At 40.9% G+C, this 23,640-nt stretch carries 20 protein-coding genes; 15 read left to right on the top strand and 5 right to left on the bottom strand.

Annotation, left to right across the window (positions count from 1 at the left end):
- Positions 1-4: 4 nt before the first annotated feature.
- The 5 genes from J2X77_RS15630 to J2X77_RS15610 all read right to left on the bottom strand — a co-directional run bounded on the left by J2X77_RS15630 (position 5) and on the right by J2X77_RS15610 (position 6,964).
- A complete protein-coding gene (locus tag J2X77_RS15630) occupies positions 5-1,153 on the bottom strand; it encodes an aldose epimerase family protein (protein ID WP_209578180.1) in 1,149 nt (382 codons plus the stop codon).
- Positions 1,154-1,248: 95 nt separating this feature from the next.
- On the bottom strand, positions 1,249-2,949 hold the full coding sequence (locus tag J2X77_RS15625; RefSeq protein ID WP_209578179.1) for a sodium:solute symporter family transporter: 1,701 nt from the start codon (positions 2,947-2,949) through the stop codon (positions 1,249-1,251).
- A gap of 72 nt (positions 2,950-3,021) precedes the next feature.
- Positions 3,022-4,524 (bottom strand): L-arabinose isomerase, encoded by a 1,503-nt coding sequence (gene araA / locus J2X77_RS15620; RefSeq protein WP_209578178.1) that lies wholly within the window; start codon positions 4,522-4,524, stop codon positions 3,022-3,024.
- A gap of 42 nt (positions 4,525-4,566) precedes the next feature.
- On the bottom strand, positions 4,567-5,259 hold the full coding sequence (locus tag J2X77_RS15615; protein WP_209578177.1) for an L-ribulose-5-phosphate 4-epimerase: 693 nt from the start codon (positions 5,257-5,259) through the stop codon (positions 4,567-4,569).
- A 16-nt stretch (positions 5,260-5,275) separates the two neighbouring features.
- A complete protein-coding gene (locus J2X77_RS15610; protein ID WP_209578176.1) occupies positions 5,276-6,964 on the bottom strand; it encodes a ribulokinase in 1,689 nt (562 codons plus the stop codon).
- A 330-nt stretch (positions 6,965-7,294) separates the two neighbouring features.
- Here J2X77_RS15610 and J2X77_RS15605 point away from each other — a divergent pair, with 330 nt between their 5' ends.
- The 15 genes from J2X77_RS15605 to leuB all read left to right on the top strand — a co-directional run bounded on the left by J2X77_RS15605 (position 7,295) and on the right by leuB (position 23,627).
- Positions 7,295-7,999, top strand: coding sequence for an NrtR DNA-binding winged helix domain-containing protein (locus J2X77_RS15605; protein WP_209578175.1), 705 nt, complete (start codon positions 7,295-7,297; stop codon positions 7,997-7,999).
- A 147-nt stretch (positions 8,000-8,146) separates the two neighbouring features.
- Entirely contained in the window at positions 8,147-8,797 is a 651-nt protein-coding gene (locus J2X77_RS15600) for a hypothetical protein (RefSeq protein WP_209578174.1), read from the top strand.
- A gap of 305 nt (positions 8,798-9,102) precedes the next feature.
- Positions 9,103-10,605 (top strand): F0F1 ATP synthase subunit beta, encoded by a 1,503-nt coding sequence (gene atpD / locus J2X77_RS15595; RefSeq protein WP_209578173.1) that lies wholly within the window; start codon positions 9,103-9,105, stop codon positions 10,603-10,605.
- Between the two features lie 21 nt (positions 10,606-10,626).
- Positions 10,627-10,875, top strand: a complete 249-nt coding sequence (atpC, locus tag J2X77_RS15590) for an ATP synthase F1 subunit epsilon (protein ID WP_209578172.1) — start codon at positions 10,627-10,629, stop codon at positions 10,873-10,875.
- 396 nt (positions 10,876-11,271) lie between these two features.
- On the top strand, positions 11,272-12,162 hold the full coding sequence (locus J2X77_RS15585) for a branched-chain amino acid transaminase (RefSeq protein WP_293883940.1): 891 nt from the start codon (positions 11,272-11,274) through the stop codon (positions 12,160-12,162).
- Positions 12,146-13,846 (top strand): dihydroxy-acid dehydratase, encoded by a 1,701-nt coding sequence (gene ilvD, locus J2X77_RS15580; protein WP_209578170.1) that lies wholly within the window; start codon positions 12,146-12,148, stop codon positions 13,844-13,846. The genes J2X77_RS15585 and ilvD overlap by 17 nt, the downstream gene beginning before the upstream one ends.
- Before the next feature lie 93 nt (positions 13,847-13,939).
- Entirely contained in the window at positions 13,940-15,682 is a 1,743-nt protein-coding gene (gene ilvB / locus J2X77_RS15575) for a biosynthetic-type acetolactate synthase large subunit (protein WP_209578169.1), read from the top strand.
- An 8-nt stretch (positions 15,683-15,690) separates the two neighbouring features.
- Entirely contained in the window at positions 15,691-16,281 is a 591-nt protein-coding gene (gene ilvN, locus J2X77_RS15570; protein WP_209578168.1) for an acetolactate synthase small subunit, read from the top strand.
- A 14-nt stretch (positions 16,282-16,295) separates the two neighbouring features.
- Positions 16,296-16,760, top strand: a complete 465-nt coding sequence (locus tag J2X77_RS15565) for a DinB family protein (RefSeq protein ID WP_293883946.1) — start codon at positions 16,296-16,298, stop codon at positions 16,758-16,760.
- Positions 16,761-16,805: 45 nt separating this feature from the next.
- Positions 16,806-18,287, top strand: a complete 1,482-nt coding sequence (ilvC, locus tag J2X77_RS15560; protein WP_209578167.1) for a ketol-acid reductoisomerase — start codon at positions 16,806-16,808, stop codon at positions 18,285-18,287.
- 132 nt (positions 18,288-18,419) lie between these two features.
- The gene (gene leuC / locus J2X77_RS15555; protein WP_209578166.1) at positions 18,420-19,817 is read left to right on the top strand and encodes a 3-isopropylmalate dehydratase large subunit; all 1,398 of its coding nucleotides are present in this window, start codon (positions 18,420-18,422) and stop codon (positions 19,815-19,817) included.
- A 33-nt stretch (positions 19,818-19,850) separates the two neighbouring features.
- Positions 19,851-20,327 (top strand): PEGA domain-containing protein, encoded by a 477-nt coding sequence (locus tag J2X77_RS15550; RefSeq protein ID WP_293883949.1) that lies wholly within the window; start codon positions 19,851-19,853, stop codon positions 20,325-20,327.
- A 78-nt stretch (positions 20,328-20,405) separates the two neighbouring features.
- Positions 20,406-20,996 carry a 3-isopropylmalate dehydratase small subunit gene (gene leuD / locus J2X77_RS15545; RefSeq protein ID WP_209578164.1) on the top strand — a complete coding sequence of 197 codons (591 nt, stop codon included), beginning with the start codon at positions 20,406-20,408 and terminating at the stop codon, positions 20,994-20,996.
- Positions 20,990-22,468 carry an ATP-binding cassette domain-containing protein gene (locus tag J2X77_RS15540; RefSeq protein WP_209578163.1) on the top strand — a complete coding sequence of 493 codons (1,479 nt, stop codon included), beginning with the start codon at positions 20,990-20,992 and terminating at the stop codon, positions 22,466-22,468. Before leuD ends, J2X77_RS15540 begins: the two co-directional genes overlap by 7 nt.
- An 85-nt stretch (positions 22,469-22,553) precedes the next feature.
- Positions 22,554-23,627, top strand: a complete 1,074-nt coding sequence (gene leuB / locus J2X77_RS15535; RefSeq protein ID WP_209578162.1) for a 3-isopropylmalate dehydrogenase — start codon at positions 22,554-22,556, stop codon at positions 23,625-23,627.
- Positions 23,628-23,640 lie beyond the last annotated feature (13 nt).

Raw genomic sequence — 23,640 nt, 5'->3', positions numbered from 1 at the left:
GACTTTACTTTTTCACGATAAATTTATAAGTCGTTTTGGAGCTATATTGCTCTCCAGGCTTTAATACTGTCGATGCAAAATTGGGATGATTCGGTGCATCTGGAAAATGTTGCGTTTCCAAACAGAATGCCGAACGGAATGGATAGACTTTTCCTGCTTTCCCTTTAGGGTCTGTATCCTTCATAAAATTGCCACTGTAAAACTGCAAACCAGGTTCGGTCGTATAGACTTCCATTGCAATACCAGTCTTGCTTGTATACACCTGAGCAACCTTTTGGAAACCATCTTTCTTATCAAGTTCAAAATTATGATCATAGCCCTTTCCGATCTTTAGCTGCGCATTTTCATCCTCAATCCGAGCACCAATACGTGCCGGCTTCTTAAAATCGAATGCTGTACCCGCTACCGGCAAACTCTTTCCTGTTGGAATCAAGCTGTCGTCAACTTCTGTAATCGCCTTTGCATCAACCTGAAGTTCGTGATCCAAAATCGAAGAATCACCGGCCCCATTAAGATTAAAGTAAGCGTGGTTGGTAAGGTTCAATACGGTCTCCTTATCCGTTGTTGCTTGATAGTCTATAGCCAACCCATTGTCGTCCAAGGTGTAAGTTACCTCCATCTTGACTGTCCCCGGATAACCAGCTTCTTTATCGGGTGAAGTATAAGCCAATGTAATGGATGTTGCCGTGCTACTAACGACGTCCCAAACTTTATTATACACACCATTTGTACCACCATGAAGGGAATTTTCTCCATCATTCTTTTCCAAAGAATATACCTCTCCATTCAGCTTAAACGAAGCTTTACCAATCCGATTACCATACCGTCCAACAATAGCCCCATAAAAATTATTATAGTTTTCCTTGTATTCATTAGCTGAATCGTAACCCAAAATCACATCTGTCATTTGACCATCCTTATTAGGAACATTTAAACTCACCAAGCGTGCACCATAATTTGTCAAGGTAATGGCAAGTTTGTCATTCTTAAGCTGGAATAGTTTAACCTCTTTACCATCAATCTGGCTGTCAAAAGCCTGGTTGGAAGAAGAATCAGCCAATGTCGATGCCGGCTTATTTTGAGTTGACGGGGACTGACAGCCATAAGCTAATGAAGCACAGGTCAACAAACCAATAATAATTTTCTTATTCATCTGCAATTAAGTTTTGTTCCATCGTTTTGATGGAGGCTTCCTAATTTCAATTAGGAATGGTTCATAATCATTTATTTAATCAAATAGCGTTAATGCTACCAAAAACGCACATAAATAGCAGTGACCAATAATAAAGTCACGACAATTAATGCCAATACGGATGGTTCTACTTTGAACATCGATCGATCCAAGACGAAAGCTTTTGGATTAACCTTCGGTCCGAATAAGCTAACGGCAATCATAGCGATCATAGTAAATACAAAAGCTAACCCCATACAGATCTGGAACGGAATTTCATATACACCAGCTTTATTCAGATACGCAGTATAGATCCATGTCTCTGGTCCAAAAACTTTCGTTGCAAACTCGTTGAAGAATATAGACAACGCAAATCCAGTGATCAGTCCAGTGATAGCCGCCGCTCCGGTGGTTCTTTTCCAAAACATACCCAACAAAAACATCGCAAAAACCCCAGGACTAATAAAACCGGTATATTTTTGAATGAATGTAAATCCTCCGGCCCCGCCGATACCCAGCGCATCATTCCATGTAAACAGCACAGAAAGTAGAATAGAGATAACGATCGTTATCTTTCCTACCCAGACCATTTTAGCTTCACTCGCATCTTTATTGATATATTTTTTAAAAATATCCAATGTGAAGATTGTTGCGATACTATTTGCTTTTCCTGCTAATCCAGCAACAATAGCAGCTGTTAAGGCAGCTAATGCAAGTCCTTTCATACCATTTGGCAAATAGCCCAAAATTGCTGAATATGCATTATCGGCATGAAACACCCCCCCAGGAGCCATTTCTTGTTGTAATGCCCCATTTTTATAGAGCACATAAGCAGCTATGCCTGGAAGCATGACAATAATTGGCATAAACAATTTTAGAAATCCCGCAAAGAGAATTCCCGTTCGCGCAGTCTTCAAATCAGCACCCAAAGCGCGTTGCGTGATATATTGATTGCAACCCCAGTAATTTAAATTGACTATCCAGATTCCCGCTAGGTACATCCCTATTCCAGGTAACATCAGATATTTATTAATATCCTCCTGACTGGCGCCTGGTCCAGGTTTATCAACAAAAAGGTTGAAATGCTCCGGAGAGTCTTCCATCAGTTTGTTAAATCCAGCTAACGCATCTTTTCCTAAACCAAAATGTTCGCTGACTAAAGTCAACGCTACATAGGTCGTAGCTATACCACCAATAATCAACACAACAACCTGAATAACATCCGTAAAACCAATAACACGCATTCCACCTAGGGTAATAATCACCGCAAATACAGCTAAAGCGACTGTTATTGTATGAAAGCTATCTCCGCCACCGGCCATACTCGAAATGGCAATTGCCCCTAAATACAAAATCGATGTCAGGTTGACAAAAACATATAAAAACAACCAGAAAATTGCCATGATAAGACTTGTCGTTTCATTGTATCGATTATTCAGAAACTGGGGCATGGTGAAAATCTTATTTTTCAAATAGACCGGTATAAACCAAACCGCCACAATAATTAGCGCTACCGCCGCAATAAGCTCATATGCCGCCACAGCAATACCAACCTCAAAGCCGTTACCGCTCATCCCGATAAATTGTTCAGCCGAGATGTTTGAAGCAATCAATGAAGAGCCTATGGCCCACCAGGTAAGTGATCCTTCCGCCAAAAAGTAGTCCTTGCTACTGCTCAAACTATTGGTCTTTTTACGATAAATCCAGTAGCCATAGCCAGCTACGATAAAGAAGTAAATTACAAAGATGACGTAATCTACCGTTGCAAATTTTTCCATATTTCCCAAATTGGTTATTATAAATAAGCCATTTATGCCTTCACGAGAGAAGCACATAAATGGCTTAAGTTATTATTTACTGAGTAAATAATAAAGTTCATTCCATTTTAATTGATCTTCGAGTTTCGCTAGCGTAGTCTCCTCATCGATCAAAACATATTCCAGTCCGGCAATACGCGCAAAATCTTCGAGATATTCAGGCGTCAAGCTCAAACTGTAAGCGGTATGGTGAGCACCTCCAGCTACAATCCAGGCGCTGCAACCTGTTTTCATATCAGGTAGCGGTTTCCATAACACGCGTGCGACGGGAAGCTTTGGTAAATCCTCTTCCACGGAAACACCTTGTACCTTATTAACGATCAAACGAAAGCGCGTTCCCATATCGACCAATGAAGCATTCAGTGCATTTCCGCTCTGACCGTTGAATACCAAACGGGCAGGGTCCGCCTTGCCACCAATCCCTAGCGGATGCACTTCGATACGCGGTTTTCCGGTTGCTAATGCCGGGTCTACTTCTAACATATGTGAACCAAGTACCATTGGATTCTGTGGATCAAAATGATAAGTATAGTCTTCCATAAATGCAGTGGTTCCTGGTAATCCTGCTCCCATCACTTTACATGCACGCACCAAAGCTGGAGTCTTCCAATCTCCTTCACCTGCAAAACCATATCCCTCAGCCATTAATCGCTGTACTGCCAAGCCCGGAAGTTGCACCATACCATGCAGATCCTCAAAAGTATCCGTGAAACCTTTAAAGTTTCCTTGTTCCAAAAACTTCCTTAAACCAATTTCGATTTTAGCGGCCTCGATTAAGTTCGTATGAAACGCTCCGCCAGCTTTTACATTTTCGGCCAACTCATAAGCCGATTCGTACTCCGCCAGCAATGCTTCAATTTCCGCTTCAGTACTAGCGTTGATAACCTCTACTAAATCACCGATGGCGTAAGTATTTACCGAAAAGCCAAATCTCGACTCCGCTTCCACTTTATCGCCGTCTGTAACCGCCACATAGCGCATATTGTCACCAAATCGTGCAAATTTTGCGCCCTGCCAGTCATGCCACCCAGCTGCCGCGCGAGCCCAAACATTGATCCGTTCAAGCACCTCCGCATCTTGCCAATGGCCAGTCACGACTTTACGCGCTATCTTTAGGCGGCTAACGATATGTCCAAATTCGCGATCTCCATGAGCACTTTGATTGAGATTCATAAAATCCATATCGATACTATTCCATGGAATATCCTGGTTGTACTGCGTATGCAGATGTAGCAGTGGTTTTTGTAATGCCTTTAAACCTCTAATCCACATCTTTGCTGGGGAAAATGTATGCATCCATGTGATGACGCCTATACAATTTTCTGCACTATTGGCGGCAGCTAATGTGGTATATATCTCATCCGTATTCTTTACGATCGGTTTATATTTTACTCCTACCGGAATCGCTTTTTGCGTATGAAGGTAATTGGCTATCTCTTCTGCATGTAGAGCAACTTGTCTTAAAGTCTCCTCTCCATACAGGTCTTGGCTCCCCACGACAAACCAGACCTCTAGTTCTTTTAAATTGATATTCATGTTAAATTGTAGTTTTTCTATAGATTTTTTATTACTCAAACATTATTGACCATAATAGGAATTAGCACCATGCTTCCGTTCATAATGCTTTTTAACCAAAGCAGCTTTTAATCGAGCGGCTTTCGGATTGATCTGTTCTGTTAGCCAGGCCATTTTAGCAACCTGTTCCAGCACCGCACTGTTATACACAGATTTTGCTCCAGTTTTACCCCAGGCAAATGGAGCATGGTTGCCAACGAGAATCATTTCCACTTCTTGATAGTCTAGCTTGTTCTCACTAAAATGATTGATAATCTGAAAGCCTGTTTCATGTTCATAGTTTCCTGCAATCATTTCATCGCTCATCGGTGGAGCACATGGAATATCTTTTGTCAGGTGATCGGCGTGTGTGGTACCAAAAATAGGAATATCCCGCTGCGCTTGTGCCCATGCTGTGGCATAGGTTGAGTGTGTATGGGTTATACCTCCAATCTCTTCCCAGTGTTTGTAGAGCAGCGCATGCGTCTTTGTATCGGACGACGGGCGGAGATCACCTTCAATGATTCGACCGTCAAAATCTACAATTACCATATGCTCTGGCGAAAGTTCTTCATAGGGAACGCCACTAGGTTTAATAGCAAATACACCATGCTGACGATCGACCACACTCACATTTCCAAATGTAAAAAGCACTAAGCCCAATTGGGGCAATTGCATATTGCAATGATATGCTTCCTCTTTAATTGAATTATACATGATTAAATTTGAATGGTTAAACAGTAAGGGCACGCAATTCTTTTCCTTCTACGAAAGCACCCAAAGCACGGTAACGTTCGTAGCGTTTAGCATACATTGGCACCCATTTTTCCTCTGGTATATAGGTTTGTTCAAAGCCTTGCCCCATCGCTTTCATCGCATCTTCGACCCGGTCATATAAACCCGCTGCCGTGGCGGCAAACATCGCTGCGCCGATAGCGCACGTCTGCTCACTTTTATGGATACGAATCGGCATATTCATTACATTTGCCATCATTTGCATAATAAAAGGTGATTTTTTTGCGACACCGCCCAAACCAATCAAACCTTTCACAGGAATACCCTGAGCGACAAAACGGTCCACAATCGCCTTTGCTCCGAAACATGTTGCTTCGACAATCGCCCTGAAAATACGTGGAGCATCAGTTCCGAGGTGTAAGCCCGTAATTGCACCCTGCAAGGATTGATCTGCATCGGGTGTGCGGCGACCATTGAGCCAGTCAATTGCTAATTCAGACGCTTCTGTTACCGGAAGCAACGCAGCCTGCTCACTTAACCGAAACAATAGCTTATCTTCCAATGTGGCGATCAACTGTTCACGGTTGTCCTCAGACATACCTTCAACCTCTTGTATTAAATTCTTCGTTGGCCACAATAACACTTGCTTCAGCCATGCGTAAGCATCACCAAATGCAGACTGTCCGGCCTCCATGCCAATCATTCCCGGAATAATCGAACCATCTACCTGACCACAGATCCCCTTCACCAAAGTATGCTGTACTTCCTCCTTTGGGGCAACTAGCATGTCGCAAGTAGATGTTCCCATCACCTTACTTAAATAATACGGTTCAATTTGCCCCCCAACCGCACCCATATGACAGTCAAAAGCACCTACACCGACAACGACCGACGTCGTCAGCCCCAATCGTTGTGCCCATTCTTCCGAAAGTTGACCAGCAGCTTTATCGGCCGTATAGGTTTCGGAAAACAGTCGGTCTACTATACCGTCCAACAAGGGGTCTAGCGACGAAAAAAAGGAATTAGGTGGCAATCCACCAAATTCTTCAGCCCAAAGCGATTTGTGACCAGCCGAACAGACACCACGTTTCATAGCAGCTACATCTGTTCCTCCAGTTAATAAAAAAGGAATGTAATCGCAATGCTCCACCCAGCTGTATGTAGCGGCACGCACCTTTTCATCAGCCCTAAAAACATGAAGCAATTTGGCCCAGAACCATTCCGAAGAATAGACGCCCCCCACATACTTCAGATAATCGACTGAACTATTTTGATTATAAAGGTTAATCTCCTTGGCCTCCTGAACGGCAGTATGATCTTTCCATAATACGAACATGGCATTGGGGTTGTGCTCAAACTCTGGCAGTAAAGCTAACGGAATGCCCTTTTCATTTACGGCAACTGGAGTAGACCCCGTTGTATCAACGGAAATCGCTCTTACGGTTTCACCTATATTGCTTAATCCCGATTTGCTTAAGCAATCTTTTATGGTCGCTTCCAATCCTTCGATGTAATCCAAAGGGTGTTGCCTGAACTGACTTAAAGCAGCATCACAATACTCACCTCTTTTCCAACGCGGGTAGTAAAATACCGAAGAAGCGATTTCCTCGCCATTGTTAGCATCGACCAATACCGAACGGACCGAATCACTTCCATAGTCCACCCCAATGACATGCGATTTATTCATTTTTGCTGAATTTGGTTTATAACTTATAATTGTTCTTAACGTCTTACTTTTCAATTTTCCATCTCTAAAGTTAGCATTGAAAAAAATAATTAGTGTCAAATAAACATTTAATTTTTTAAATATGAAAGAAAATTTTCATATTTAAAAAATTGATCTAACTTCATAGCAGCAAATTATGATTGACCCCACATCCTGATATAGGCATATAAGACCGTTTAAAGGAGTATGTCAGCCAATTATTGTACTTATTTTTAGCTATTTACTTTTTTACATAGTTTTGCTCATGGAATTGGTGGAGTGAAGTCAGATAAAACGATAAAACGATAGACAATGGAATATTATAAAAAAGATTCAGGGATCCTTTTGGCTGTAGACTGTATCATATTTGGATTTAACGGCGAATCCCTAGAAGTACTTTTAATTAAACGCGATTTCGAACCAGAAAGAAATAAATGGAGCCTAATGGGAGGTTTCGTTCAATCCAATGAAAGTCCTGAAGAAGCTGCAAGCAGAGTGCTGAGACAGCTAACAGGACTTGAAAATGTATATATGGAGCAATGTAGTGTATTTGGGGAGCCTACCCGCGAACCTAACGATCGCGTTGTCAGCATCTGTTACTTTGCCCTGATTGATACGCAGCAATACAAACATATCCTCAGTGATGATTACGAAGCAAAATGGTTTCCTTTGCAAGAGCGCCCGGCACTTATCTTCGACCACGACCAGATGATTACTTCAGCGCAGCACCGCCTACGCATGAAAGCAGCGTTATATCCCATATTATTTGAATTGCTACCCGAGAAATTTACCATTCCCCAAATTGCTGCGCTCTATGAAGGCGTGTATAATATCGAGCTGGATAAGCGCAATTTCAGCCGAAAGCTGCTATCTTCAGATCTTATCATCAAGCTCCAAGAAAAGGATAAAGAAAACTCGAAGAAAGGTGCCTATTTTTTTAAATTGAATACGGCTATTTATAAGGAAAAGATCATGTCCTTTCTCCGTTATTTACCGAGCTGGTCTATCGAACCCTAAAAATAAAGCAGGAAAATCTAACCTAACAATAGGAATATATTCACTTTCAATTTTCGTTTTTTCAATTATTCCTTATATTTATCACAGGTATATCCTAGCTTTACATCTAGGAAAAGCTAAATGATGCATTTTATAACTATAAACAACATGAGCAAATTGAGATTAGCATTTATATTCTTTACAATTTTATTTATTTCATCATATACTACACTACAGGCACAAAATCCTGCATCGGCTCCCCCGACTAAAGCAGCGCAACAGGATAATGCCTTCAAGTATAGTCCCGATGGATTAAAAAAAGGAAGTTTGTCCAATCAATTTGACCACCTTAACTATATTTCGAAAAACAACTATGATTTCAAGATGGTGCGTAAAACCAATCTTGACATTGTCAAAAGGAATGTGATTGATACTGTAGCAAAACTTCACAAAGAAATCAGCTCATTGAAATCTTCTTCAAGCAATTATTCTTCGAACACAAAAAATTTGCAAGATTCTATCCAGGTCTTAAACGATCAGCTGGCGCAAGAGAAGGAAAAGACAGAAAGTTTATCTTTCTTGGGAATGAGTACATCGAAAGCTTTTTACAATACCGTTGTTTGGACGATCATTGGGATATTGGCAGTAGCGACATTTATATTTCTATTTTCCTATCGAAAAGCGAAAGTGGATACAGTGGAATTCCAAAAGACAGCGGAGCAATCCCAGGAAGAATTTGCAACTTTTCGCAAAAAGGCTATGGAAAAAGAACAACTGCTTAAGCGTCAGCTACAAGACGAATTAAACAAAAAAATCTAGTACTCCTTTTCCTAAAATTAGGAGATATATCTTGATCGACCTGTAGCGAATCCATGAACCATTCGATGACAGGTCGATTTTATTTAGCGGTGTAGGTTAAAGAAGAAAAACTATATTTGCATCGATCGAAATTGAAACAGACAGAATTACAATAGATAACATTTTGACCTACATTAATAAATTTATAATTTAATTACAAATTCTATTTGTTTTTAAATACGAATAACCTTATTTTTGCTGACCAAAAAAGAGGCCTTTTATGTCTCTTATATAAAATTGATTAATAAATATTTAGTCCCTATAATATGCCCAAGATTGGTAAAATAGCGCAGATTATCGGCCCAGTTGTTGACGTCAACTTCGCCGACAGTGAAAATCTACCTAAAATTTACGATGCATTGTACATTCAAAAAGAAAATGGACAACGTGTTGTATTAGAAGTTCAACAACACTTAGGTCAGGATCGTGTACGTACAATTGCCATGGACGCAACTGAAGGTTTAGTTCGCGGAATGGAAGTTGTCGATACTGGTGCTCCTATCAAAATGCCTGTTGGTGAAGAAATCAAAGGTCGTGTATTCAATGTAGTTGGTGATGCCATTGACGGGATCCAAAATCTGAATAAGGAGAATGGTCGTCCTATTCACAACGTACCACCTAAATTCGAAGATTTATCAACTGAATCCGAAGTACTTTTTACTGGTATCAAAGTTATTGACCTTTTAGAGCCATATGCTAAAGGTGGTAAAATTGGTTTATTCGGTGGTGCCGGTGTAGGTAAAACTGTATTAATCCAAGAGTTGATCAACAACATCGCTAAAGGTCACGGTGGTCTTTCCGTATTTGCTGGTGTAGGTGAACGTACACGTGAAGGTAATGACTTATTGCGTGAGATGTTGGAATCAGGTATCATCAAATATGGTGAGCATTTTATGGAAGGCATGGAAAAAGGTGAATGGCCTTTGGACACTGTTGACCACGAATTAATGAAAGAATCTAAATGTACTTTCGTGTTCGGTCAAATGAACGAGCCTCCTGGTGCACGTGCACGTGTTGCTTTATCAGGCCTTACAGTAGCGGAATACTTCCGTGACGGTGATGGCGAAGGTCAGGGCCGTGACGTATTATTCTTCATTGATAACATCTTCCGTTTTACACAAGCAGGTTCTGAAGTATCAGCCCTATTGGGTCGTATGCCATCAGCCGTAGGTTATCAACCAACGTTGGCAACGGAAATGGGTTTAATGCAAGAGCGTATCACATCAACTAAAAACGGATCTATCACTTCTGTACAAGCTGTATATGTACCTGCCGATGACTTAACTGACCCTGCTCCAGCGACAACTTTCGCCCACTTGGATGCAACCACAGTATTGTCTCGTAAAATTGCTGAGTTAGGTATCTACCCTGCCGTGGATCCATTAGATTCTACATCGCGTATCCTTTCTCCAGCCGTTTTAGGTAACGAACACTACAATACCGCTCAACGTGTAAAAGAAATTCTTCAACGTTATAAAGAATTGCAAGATATCATCGCCATCTTAGGTATGGACGAATTATCTGAAGAAGATAAATTAACAGTACACCGTGCACGTCGTGTACAACGCTTCTTATCACAACCTTTCCATGTTGCAGAGCAGTTTACAGGTTTAAAAGGCGTATTGGTAGATATCAAAGATACCATCAAAGGATTCAATATGATTATTGACGGTGAAGTAGATGAGTATCCTGAAGCTGCCTTCAACTTAGTAGGTAACATTGATGATGCTATCGAAAAAGGTAAAAAATTATTAGCAGAAGCAGTTTAATTTAGATTATATCTAAGAATAATGAAATTAACAATTATCACTCCTGACAAATTAGCATTCGAAGGCGAAGTAACGGCTGTTACTGTACCTGGCTCTGCAGGCTCTTTCCAAATTTTGAAAGACCACGCTGCCATCGTTTCTACTTTGGAAGATGGAAAAGTAATTATTCAACAAGGTAAAGGTGAACAAGAAGTGTTCATTAAAGGTGGTGTTGTCGAAGCAAAAGACAATGTCATTACCGTGCTTGCTGAAGGAATTATCGGAGATTAAATCAAATCGATTTTATAAAATTTAAAAGCTTCCGATAGAAATATCGGAAGCTTTTTTTTTTAAGTTTTTTTGACGTTTTCATCATTTTAAGAAGAAAATTGACCGTTGTCACAAAAATTAATTTTTCACAACAGTAGACCAATATTAAATATGGTATACGACTAACAAAATATAAAACCGAATAAACCTGCTATTTTATCAAAAAAAATTGCAAAAAGCATTTAATATAAAATTTTATTCTAAATTTAAAATTAGCAGTTTGCCTATTGCCAATTATTGTAATTCCTGCTACCTTGAGGAAATGAAAATCGAAAGTTTTTATAGAAACTTGAGATCGCATGATTTACCACCAAAACACCACGAAGGGAATTATTATACTGAGGTAAATTCAGGGTTATGAAATACTACGATAAAAATACATTGATCTATTTGAATGGAGCTTTTGTAAAAGCTTCCGAAGCGGCGTTGGATCCGTTTGCGCAGTCACTGCATTATGGGTATGCTGTATTCGATGGATTACGCGCATATAATACCCACAATGGCCCCCGTATCTTTAAAGCTGATAAGCATTTTGACCGTTTGAAGAAATCATGTGAAGGAGTTAATATTCCTTATCGTTGGAGTAATAGAGAGCTGATCGAAATCTGTTATGAGCTTCTGGCCACCAACAACCTCAGAGAAGCCTATATACGTCCATTGGTATTGACCGGTTCAAATATGCACTTAACCTCATCAACCGAAGCAACCATCATGATTGCAGCCTGGGAATGGGGGCCATATCTTGGTCAAAACTTATTACGGGTATGTATTTCGGATATCAAAAGACCTAATCCAAAATCGTTTAAAATTGACTCGAAAATCTCTGGGCAATATGTTAACTCTATCCTTGCCACAACGGAAGCCATCAAAAGAGGGTATGACGAAGCTTTAATGCTCGATCATGAAGGCTATGTTGCCCAAGCATCCAGTGAAAACATTTTTATCGAAAAAGATTTCAAAATCTATACACCGCCCACGAAGAACATCTTCCCGGGCATTACACGCCAAACGGTGAAAAATATCTGTAAAAAGTTAAATTTCGAAGTTATCGAAAAGCAACTGACTGTTGAAGATATTTATACTGCAGACAGCGCCTTCTTATGTGGGACTGCCGCAGAAATCATCGGAATCAAACAGGTCGATGATGTCATCTATCAAGAAGCTTGGGAACATAGCATAGGGGCATCAATCCAAAGACGTTATAAAAATTTAGTATTAGAGAACGAAAATTATGAAGTCATCATCTAACGGCGAAAATGCAATGAACAAATACAGCCGTACATTTACACAAGACGAAACGCAACCTGCTGCAAAAGCCATGCTTTACGGTATCGGTCTTACAGATGCCGACATGGAAAAAGCACAGGTCGGTATTGCCAGCATGGGATATGATGGTAATACGTGTAATATGCACTTAAATGATTTGGCACAAATCGTCAAAAAGGGCGTTTGGAACAATAATTTAGTAGGCCTGACCTTCGGAACCATTGGCGTCAGCGACGGGATGAGTAATGGTACAGATGGCATGCGTTATTCATTGGTAAGCCGGGATGTGATCGCTGACAGTATCGAAACAATCTGCGGTGGGCAATATTATGATGGCTTGATCTCTATTCCTGGCTGTGATAAAAACATGCCCGGCGCTATTATGGCAATGGCTCGTCTGGACCGTCCTTCTTTAATGGTATATGGTGGAACAATCGCTCCTGGCCACTATAAAGGGGAAGAATTAAACATTGTATCTGCATTTGAAGCATTGGGACAACGCATCTGCGGAAATCTATCCGATGAAGACTATGAAGGGATTATCAAACATACCTGTCCCGGTGCAGGTGCTTGTGGCGGGATGTATACAGCAAATACCATGGCTTCTGCTATTGAAGCCTTGGGCATGAGCTTGCCTTACTCGTCTTCCAATCCAGCAATATCGGAAGAGAAGAAAAATGAATGCCTCGAGGCAGGTAAACACATCCGTACCCTACTTGAGAAAGATATCAAGCCTTCTGATATCATGACACGCAAGGCATTTGAAAATGCTTTACGCACCATTGTTATCTTGGGGGGAAGCACGAATGCTGTTCTTCACTTTATTGCAATAGGTAAAGCGATAGGCGTAGACATCACCCAAGATGACTTTCAACGCATGAGCGATGAAACGCCTGTGTTAGCCGACTTTAAACCATCCGGCAAATACTTGATGCAAGATCTCCAACAATATGGTGGAACTCCTGCTGTCATGAAGTATCTCTTAGACGAAGGCTTACTCCACGGCGACTGCATTACTGTAACAGGAAAAACCGTTGCCGAAAACTTGGCTGATGTTAAATCAATCATGGAATATGATCAACCAATTATCAAACCATTAAGCGATCCTATTAAAGCTACAGGACACTTACAGATTCTTTACGGAAATCTTGCTGAAAAAGGTTCTGTAGCAAAAATCTCCGGTAAGGAAGGTGAAAAATTCACCGGCCCTGCACGCGTATTCGACGGCGAACATGATTTAGTAGCAGGTATTGCATCGGGACGAATCAAGCCTGGGGATGTTGTCGTAATCAAAAATGAAGGTCCTGTAGGGGCACCAGGCATGCCTGAAATGCTCAAACCGACCTCATTGATTATCGGCGCGGGCTTGGGTAAATCTGTTGCTTTGATTACTGATGGCCGCTTCTCTGGTGGAACGCATGGTTTTGTCGTAGGGCATATCACACCGGAATCTTACAAAGGTGGGCTGATCGGCCTTGTACATGATGATGATATCATCGAGATTGACGCGGTCAATAACAGCATCAATGTCATCCTTTCGGATGAGGAGATCGCACAACGCCGCACAGCTTGGGTACAACCGGCATTGAAAGTTAACAAAGGCGTATTATATAAATATGCTAAAACAGTTGCAGATGCCTCAGAAGGTTGTGTAACCGATCTATAGAAATCAAGAAATGGAGACGTTGAGCTCTAACGTCTCCTGATCGAATAGCTAAATACTAAAAAGACTGAATAATCAACAAAAAAAATCAACGTAATGAGTACACTGGAAATAACAGAAAATAAGGCTACCGCAGCGCAACAAACTCCGACACAAATTTCGGGATCTAAAGCTGTACTGGAAGCCTTATTGAGCGAAGGAGTTGATACCGTATTTGGTTATCCTGGAGGCGCAATTATGCCCATCTATGATGCCCTTTATGATTATACGGATCGTCTGAAGCATATTTTAGTGCGCCATGAACAAGGTGGAATCCACGCGGCGCAAGGTTATGCAAGATCTTCAGGTCGTACCGGTGTCGTCTTTGCGACAAGTGGTCCTGGAGCAACAAACTTAGTTACTGGATTGGCTGACGCCATGATTGACAGTAACCCGATCGTCTGTGTCACAGGTCAGGTCTTCGCTTCACTATTAGGAACTGATGCATTTCAGGAAACTGATGTCATCAATATCACGGCACCGGTTACAAAGTGGAACTATCAAGTTACCGACGCCACTGAAATTCCAGCTGCACTTGCAAAAGCATTTTACATCGCCAGCACTGGCCGTCCCGGGCCGGTACTGATCGATATCACGAAAAACGCGCAATTGCAATTGTTTGATTATTATGGTTACGAAAAGTGCAACCATGTACGCAGCTACAGACCTGCACCACAAGTACGAAAAGAATATGTCGAACAAGCGGCAGCCCTAATCAACACTGCCAAGAAACCATTTGTTCTTTGGGGACAAGGAATTATTTTAGGAAAAGCCGAGGAGGAATTTAAAACATTTATCGAAAAGGCCGGTATCCCATCTGCGAGCACTGTTATGGGTTTGAGCGCCCTACCAACAGACCATAAACTTCATGTCGGCATGCTTGGTATGCATGGTAACTATGCGCCAAACGTAATGACCAATGAATGCGATGTGTTGATTGCTATCGGTATGCGATTCGACGACCGCGTAACGGGTCGTTTGGATAAATACGCCAAACAGGCAAAAGTAATCCATTTGGATATAGACCCCGCCGAGATTGACAAAAATGTACAGACAACCGTACCTGTATGGGGCGACTGTAAAGAATCACTCCCGATGCTGACGGAATTGATAAATGCAACAGACCATTCTGCTTGGTTAGCGCAATTCCGCGAACTTGAAAAAGAAGAAATCAAGGAAGTTATCCAGGATGAACTTCATCCGCAAACAGATATTATGACGATGGGTGAAGTAATCAATGTGTTGAATGAATTGACGGGAGGTGATGCAATCATCACAACCGATGTTGGTCAACATCAAATGGTAACTTGTCGCTATGCTAAATTTAATAACAGCAAATCAAATGTAACCTCAGGAGGTTTGGGAACCATGGGTTTTGGACTTCCAGCAGCTATCGGTGCTTGGTATGGCGCTCCAGAAAAAACCGTTGTGGCCATCATCGGCGACGGTGGTATACAGATGACCATCCAAGAGTTGGGAACGATCATGCAATTTGGTGCAAAAGTCAAAATTATGATTCTCAACAATGAATTCCTGGGCATGGTGCGTCAATGGCAGCAATTATTCCACGACAGGCGCTATTCATTCGTGAATATCACGAGTCCTGATTTTGTTGCTGTAGCGAAAGGCTATTACATCGACGGTCAGAAGATTTCGGAAAGAAAAGATCTTCGTAATGCCCTGAAAACAATGATTGATCATGACGGAGCTTATCTATTGGAAGTGATGGTCGGTAAGGAAAATAATGTATTCCCAATGGTTGCGCAAGGAACATCGGTATCTGAGATACGCTTAAAGTAGAATTTAACATGGAAAAACAAGAATATACCATCACCCTATATACAGAGAATTCTATCGGTCTTATCGGTCGGATTTCAACGATTTTTTCGAGAAGAAAAATCAATATCGAAAGCTTGAACACTTCCCCTTCTGAAGTGGAAGGGATACATCGTTTTACCATTGTGATCACAGAAGCGGAGGATGTTCTTCGTAAGCTTTGCCGTCAGCTGGAAAAACAAATTGACATCCTCAAAGCCTATTACAACACCAATGATGAAGTGATCTGGCAAGAACAGGCATTATATAAAGTGCCTGCGGATGTTGTGAATGAAAAAGTTTACGTCGAGCGGTTGTTACGCCAATACGGTGCGAATGTCGTTGTGATCCGCAACGATTATATTGTATTCGAAACGGCCGGTCACCGCGAAGAGATTGATAAGTTAACCGAAGAGCTGACAAAATATGGCTTGATCGAATTTGTACGTGGAGCTCGTATTGCCATCATCAAGGATAGTGCTGGCTTCCACTCCAAATTGGTTCAGTTTGAAGCCCGAGAGCCTTCTGAAGAAATTGTAGAAAACGAATATCTCGACAAAAGAGATGATGTATTTACAATGTAAGCATTAAAAATATCATGCAAGAAACATTTAAATTTATCTTAAAGTCACGTCAAAAATTCATTGAATTAATTGAAGGCCTTTCTATAGAACAGCTTAACAAAATTCCTGTAGGATTTAACAACAATATCATCTGGAATTTTGCGCATATCGTTGTCAGTACCCAGACCTTGATCTATGTGCGTACAGGAATTAAAGCCGATACGGCTTGGGTAAAATATAACGAAGATTATAAAAAAGATACCAAACCAACCCGCTTTGTTGAACAAGCGGAGATCGATGAATTAAAAGAAATCGCCATCCGTAGTATTGAGCAAATTGCCGCCGATTATGACAATGGTGTCTTTGGAGAAATCACTTCCTTTTCAACAGCAACCTATGGTTATCCAATGGACACCATTGAAGAAGTTATTGCCCTGACATCTGGACATGACAATGTTCATTTCGGCTATGCAATGGCGCAACGCAGATTAGTACAATAATTAAAACAAATAATCAACAACCCATAACAGAAAGAAAGTAAAACAATGGCAAATTATTTCAACACTTTACCGCTTAGAGAGCAGTTAGAACAATTAAGTCACGCTGAATTCATGGACAACACCGAATTCACGGATGGCGTAAATGCTTTAAAAGGTAAAAAAATCGTAATCGTAGGATGTGGCGCACAAGGCTTGAACCAAGGTTTAAACTTAAGAGATAGCGGATTGGACGTTTCTTATGCTTTACGTAAGGAAGCTATTGAACAAAAAAGAGATTCTTGGAAAAATGCTACGGACAACAATTTTAATGTAGGAACTTACGAAGAATTGATTCCCACTGCAGATTTAGTCATCAACTTGACTCCAGATAAACAACACACGTCAGTTATCAACGCCGTAATGCCTTTGATGAAAGAAGGCGCTACATTATCGTATTCACACGGTTTCAACATTGTGGAAGAAGGTATGCAGATCCGTAAAGATATTACTGTCATCATGGTTGCGCCAAAATGTCCAGGTTCTGAGGTTCGCGCAGAGTACCTTCGTGGCTTTGGTGTACCTACCTTAATCGCTGTTCACCCTGAGAATGACCCACAAGGAAAAGGCTGGGCTGAAGCTAAAGCATATTGTGTAGGAACAGGTGGTCACAAAGCAGGTGTATTGAAATCTTCATTCGTAGCTGAAGTAAAATCAGATTTGATGGGTGAGCAAACGATTCTTTGCGGATTGTTGCAAACAGGTTCGATCTTATCTTTCGATAAAATGATCGAAAAAGGAATTGAAGCAGGCTACGCCTCTAAATTGGTACAATATGGCGTAGAAGTGATCACAGAAGCCCTAAAGCACGGTGGTGTAAGCGGCATGATGGATCGTCTAAGCAACCCAGCAAAGGTGAAAGCTTTTGAAATCTCTGAGGAATTGAAAGATATTATGCGTCCATTGTTTCAAAAACATCAAGACGATATCATGTCAGGACACTTTAGCAAGACAATGATGGAAGATTGGGCTAATGGTGATGCAAACTTATTGAAATGGCGCGCTGAAACAGGTGAAACGGCATTCGAAAAAACACCTGCTGGTGATGTTAAGATCAACGAACAGGAGTATTTCGACAACTACACATTGATGGTTGCTTTCATCCGTGCCGGTGTTGAATTGGCGTTCGAAACGATGGTTGAAGCGGGTATAAAGCCTGAGTCGGCATACTATGAATCATTACACGAAACACCATTAATCGCCAATACAATCGCCCGTAAGAAATTGTTCGAAATGAACCGCGTCATCTCTGATACAGCTGAATACGGTTGTTACCTATTCGATCAGGCTTGTAAACCGTTGTTGGCAGACTTTATGAAAACTGTAGATACTGATTTAGTCGGTAAAAACTTTAACGAAGGCCGAGATGGTTCAGTTGACAATGCTCAATTGGTTGTTATCAATGAAATTTTACGCGATCACCCCGTGGAAATTGTTGGACGCAAATTGCGTAAAGCAATGACCGCAATGAAAGCGATCAAAACTGTTTAAAGTTTATACGGAATTATACATGCTTCAAAATCATGAAAATTTCGTAATTTAGTATATTGAAACCAAGGTGATATTGAGACATTTACAATATCACCTTGGCTAATATAAAAATAACATAAGAGAGAATAAAAAATGTCAAAAACTTTAGTAGAAAAGATTTGGGATGCTCACGTGGTTAAGCGTGAAGAAGGGTTCCCAGATATTATTTATATCGATACCCATTTAATTCATGAAGTTACTTCACCTCAAGCTTTTGATGGCCTACGTAAAAGAGGAATCCCAGTTTTTCGCCCAAAACAAACGGTAGCTACTGCCGACCACAATGTACCGACACTTAATCAGCATTTACCAATCAAAGAAGAACTATCGCGTTATCAGGTTGATATGCTCACCAAAAATTGTGCTGAATTTGGTATTGAATTATACGGTTTGGGACATCCCTACCAAGGTATCGTACACGTTATCGGTCCAGAGCTGGGTATTACCTTACCGGGTAAAACAATGGTGTGTGGCGATAGCCATACCTCCACTCACGGTGCTTTTGGAGCTATTGCTTTTGGTATAGGAACCTCTCAAGTAGAACAAGTCTTCGCTACCCAATGTCTATTGCAGTCGAAGCCCAAAACAATGAAAATTGAAGTTAATGGTACCCTTCAAAAAGGCGTTGGAGCCAAAGATATCATCTTGTATATCATCTCCAAAATTTCAGCTGCCGGCGGTACGGGTTACTTTATCGAATATGCTGGTTCAGCGATCCGTTCGTTAAGTATGGAGGCACGTATGACCATCTGTAACATGAGCATTGAAATGGGGGCTCGCGGAGGGTTAATTGCACCTGATCAGATTACATTTGATTATGTGGAAGGTCGTGAATTTGCGCCGAAAGGAGAAGAATGGGATAAAGCGCTAGCCTACTGGAAAACATTATATTCCGACGAAGATGCCATCTTCGATAAAGTATTGACTTTTGATGCGGAAGACATCGCTCCCATGATTACCTACGGTACCAACCCCGGGATGGGAATGGGAATTGCAGAACATATTCCAGCAACTACTGCTCAGCCAGAATCAGAAAGACCGTCGTATCAAAAAGCATTAGACTACATGGGCTTTAAAGACGATTCAACAGTGTTAGGCAACCGTGTTGATTACGTCTTCATCGGAAGTTGTACCAATTCCCGTATCGAAGACTTACGTGAAGTTGCTTCATTCGTACAGGGTAAGCAGAAAGCACAGGACGTTGAAGTATGGATTGTACCAGGCTCAAAACAAGTAGAAAAACAAGCCAAAGAAGAAGGCTTGGATAGAATATTTGAGGCAGCGGGATTCCAGCTACGCGAACCAGGATGCTCGGCATGTCTAGGGATGAACGAAGATAAAATCCCTGCTGGCAAATATTGCGTTTCGACTTCAAATAGAAACTTCGAAGGACGTCAAGGGCCTAATGCACGCACCATGCTGGTATCTCCTTTAACAGCAGCCGCTGCGGCTGTAACAGGTAAAGTAACAGATGTGAGAGAGTTGATCTAAAAAAAATAAAGCGTAAAATATATTAATCCAAAAATGAAAAGTACTACTAAAATCACATCTATCATCTTAGCGGGGGCTACACTTTTTACCAGTTGTGCGAGCAAAACATTGATTCAATCAAATCCAGTTGGGGCAAAAGTTTATATTCAAGGAGAGTATGCGGGTACAACACCGTATTCTTATAAAGACACCAAAATCGTTGGCAGCACAACTGACTTGAAAATAGAAAAAGAAGGTTATGAGCCTTTTATTACCAGTTTTTCTAGAAATGAAAAAGCTGACGTCGGTGCTATCATCGGGGGGATATTTGTACTCGTTCCATTTCTATGGACCATGAAATATAAAGAGCAACATACGTATGAATTGATACCTCTAGGTAGCGGAGCAAAAAAAGAGTCAACAGACACATCATTGTCAGCTAAATTACAAGAGCTAAAAAAGATGTACGATGACAAGCTCATTACCAAAGAGGAGTATGAAAAGCAAAGAGAAAAGGTTTTGAACAATTAGCGTTCGACAAAAAATAAAACAGATAAAAAACGGAGGGCTAATAGACTCAGCTCCGTTTTTTATTTTGACTTTGAAAAAATGAAAAAATTTGAAACTTTAACTTCACGGGTAGTTCCACTACCTATTGAAAATATTGATACCGATCAGATCATTCCAGCGCGTTTTCTAAAAGCGACAACGCGCGAAGGATTTGGAGATAATTTATTCCGTGATTGGCGCTATGAATCAGACAATCAGCCCAAAACGGATTTCGTATTGAACAACCCGACCTATTCGGGAAAAATATTGGTTGCGGGGAAAAACTTTGGCTGTGGCTCTAGTCGCGAACACGCTGCCTGGGCTATTCAAGACTATGGTTTTGACGTTGTTATCAGTTCATTCTTTGCAGATATCTTCAAAGGAAATGCGCTGAATAATGGGGTTTTGCCCATTCAAGTTCCAGAAGAGTTTTTAGGGAAAATATTCGAATTAGTACATCAAAATCCTAATACAGAAATTATCGTCGACCTGGAAAAACAAACAGTCATGTTGAAAGAAACAGGCGATCAGTTTGAATTTGAAATCAATCCATACAAAAAATCATGCTTGATTAATGGATATGATGATATCGATTTTATCCTTAACCAAAAAGATTTAATCAAAGCATTTGAAGTAAACAGACAATGGTAGATCCTGTCGTCCATATTGCCAATTTAACTGTTCAGTACGGTAGAGATATCGTATTGCAAGATTTAAATTGGCAAATTTTTAAGGGTGAACAATGGATCTTAGGAGGACCGAGTGGTACCGGAAAAACAACGCTTGCAAAAGCAATTGCCGGTCAAATAAAATATGAAGGAAAAATCGAATTCAACCTCGGCTCCAACAATCCCCTTTCTTCAAAAATTCACTATGTTTCCAATTGGTTTCAGTTTACCAATCTGGAAGGCGACCGCAACTTTTATTATCAACAGCGCTACAACAAATTCGCGAAAAACGATACGTTAACTGTTTTTGCAGAGTTGAAACATTTTGCACAGGAGGAACAACTCTCTTTTGACGACGTACGCAACTATCTGACAATTTTTGGTTTTGAAAATTTCAAAGATCAACAGTTGATCGAACTCTCCAGTGGGGAGCATAAAAGACTACAATTGATCAAGGCGCTATGGCTCCAGCCTGAGGTCCTTATCATTGATCAACCTTATACAGGTTTAGACGTACAGTCTCGGCAAGACCTCAATCACATTTTTGATCAGTTGGCAAATAAAGGTGTGTCGTTGTTGCTTATTAGTAATGATGAGGAATACCCCAGCTGCATCAATCGCTTCGCAGAAATTCAGGAGGGCAAGATCGTTATTCGTCAACGTAGCGAAGAGCTATCCAGAGGGTTACGCCGAACGAGAAAGGCACTGCCTTATTTTCTGCAACGAGCGCCAGAAGTTTCTTCTCAGATCATGGTAAAGATGAACAAGATTAATATCTCTTATGGAGAAAAACAAGTTCTAAAAAACATAGACTGGGAGGTAAAAGCTGGTGAAAAGTGGCTACTGCAAGGTCATAATGGCTCTGGAAAATCAACTTTGCTTAGTTTAATCAATGGAGATCATCCCCAGGCCTATGCCAATGACATCTATCTTTTCGGTAAAAAAAGAGGATCTGGAGAAAGTATCTGGGACATCAAAGAACATTTGGGGATCATATCGCCAGAATTACATTGGTACTACGATATGAATGCCAACGTTGGACAGACCATCGCTTCGGGATTCTTTAATTCCATGAGCCTCTATCAACGATTAGGATTTGAACAACAGCAGAAGCTGGAGCAAATTCTTCATTTTTTTGACCTCAAAGAGGTTAAACATAAAACATTGGGATCATTACCCCTAGGCCAACAACGTTTGGTTCTACTGGCCCGCACGATCGTGAAACATCCTGAATTGTTGATTTTGGACGAACCATGTCAGGGGCTTGACAAAGAGCAGACACAGTATTTCAACGACGTCATCGATGATCTGAGTAAAAGCGGCCAAACCCTCATCTATGTAGGGCATTTCCACGCTCAGCTACCAACGTGCATTGATAAGAAAATGGTGTTGGAAAAGGGAGAAGTGAAAGCGATAACCAGAGTTATCCACAAAAAAGAGGCTTTTTCCACATAAAAAATGTGGAAAACGACCAGTTAGAATAGAAAATAGATGTTAGCGGTTAGCATTTAGAGACTAACAGCTCAATAGTTATAAAACAATGAAAAAAAATATTTTAATCATACCTGGAGATGGCATCGGCCAAGAAGTAACCACTTGGGGTAAAAAAGTTCTAGAAAAAATCGGTGAAAATTATGGTCATGAATTTAGCTTCGATGAAGCCATCATGGGCCATACGGCGATTGAAGCTACTGGCAATCCGCTACCTGACGAGACATTAGCGAAAGCAAAAGCTTCTGATGCGATCCTTTTCGGTGCCATTGGCCATATCAAGTATGATAATGACCCATCTGCTAAAGTTAGACCTGAACAGGGTTTACTAAAGATACGTAAAGAGCTGGGTCTTTATGCTAATCTTCGCCCGATATTATTATTTGATGAATTGTTGGATGCTTCAAGCTTAAAGCCAGAAATTCTTCAAGGGACAGATATCCTTTTCTTTCGTGAATTAACAGGCGATGTATATTTTGGCGAGAAAAATCGCAATGAGGACAACACCTTTGCGTCAGATTTGATGAATTACCACCGTTACGAAGTTGAACGTATCGCACGTAAAGCTTACGAGGCAGCGCGCACACGTAATAAAAGATTATGCTCTGTTGATAAAGCTAATGTTTTGGAAACTTCACGTCTTTGGAGAGAAGTTGTACAAGAAATCGCAAAAGAATATCCAGATGTTGAAACAGATCACATGTTTATTGATAATGCCGCCATGCAATTGGTTAAAAATCCAAAGAAGTTTGATGTTGTTTTAACCGCCAATCTTTTTGGTGATATCCTAACAGACGAGGCTTCGCAAATTGCAGGATCCATGGGTATGTTGGCTTCCGCTTCCGTAGGCGATGGCACAGGCTTCTTCGAACCTATACATGGCTCTGCGCACGATATCGCTGGACAAAATAAAGCAAATCCACTTGCGTCAATATTATCTGCAGCCTTGATGCTTGATATTAGCTTTGGCCTACAGGAAGAAGCTAAAACAGTTACCCATGCTGTAGCTGAAACATTAAAAGCTGGTTGGAGAACCGGTGACATTGCAAACAGTAGCACAGAAGCTTCAAAAATTTTAGGCACCCAAGAAATGGGGCAAAAAGTGTTGGAGTTTATTAAATAGTATTGAGATATGA

Origin of the sequence: Sphingobacterium sp. 2149 (genome assembly GCF_031455655.1) — a bacterium.
Taxonomy (GTDB): domain Bacteria; phylum Bacteroidota; class Bacteroidia; order Sphingobacteriales; family Sphingobacteriaceae; genus Sphingobacterium.
The sequence above is the reverse complement of the archived record's forward strand: the minus strand, read 5'-3'. Positions and strand labels throughout refer to the sequence as shown.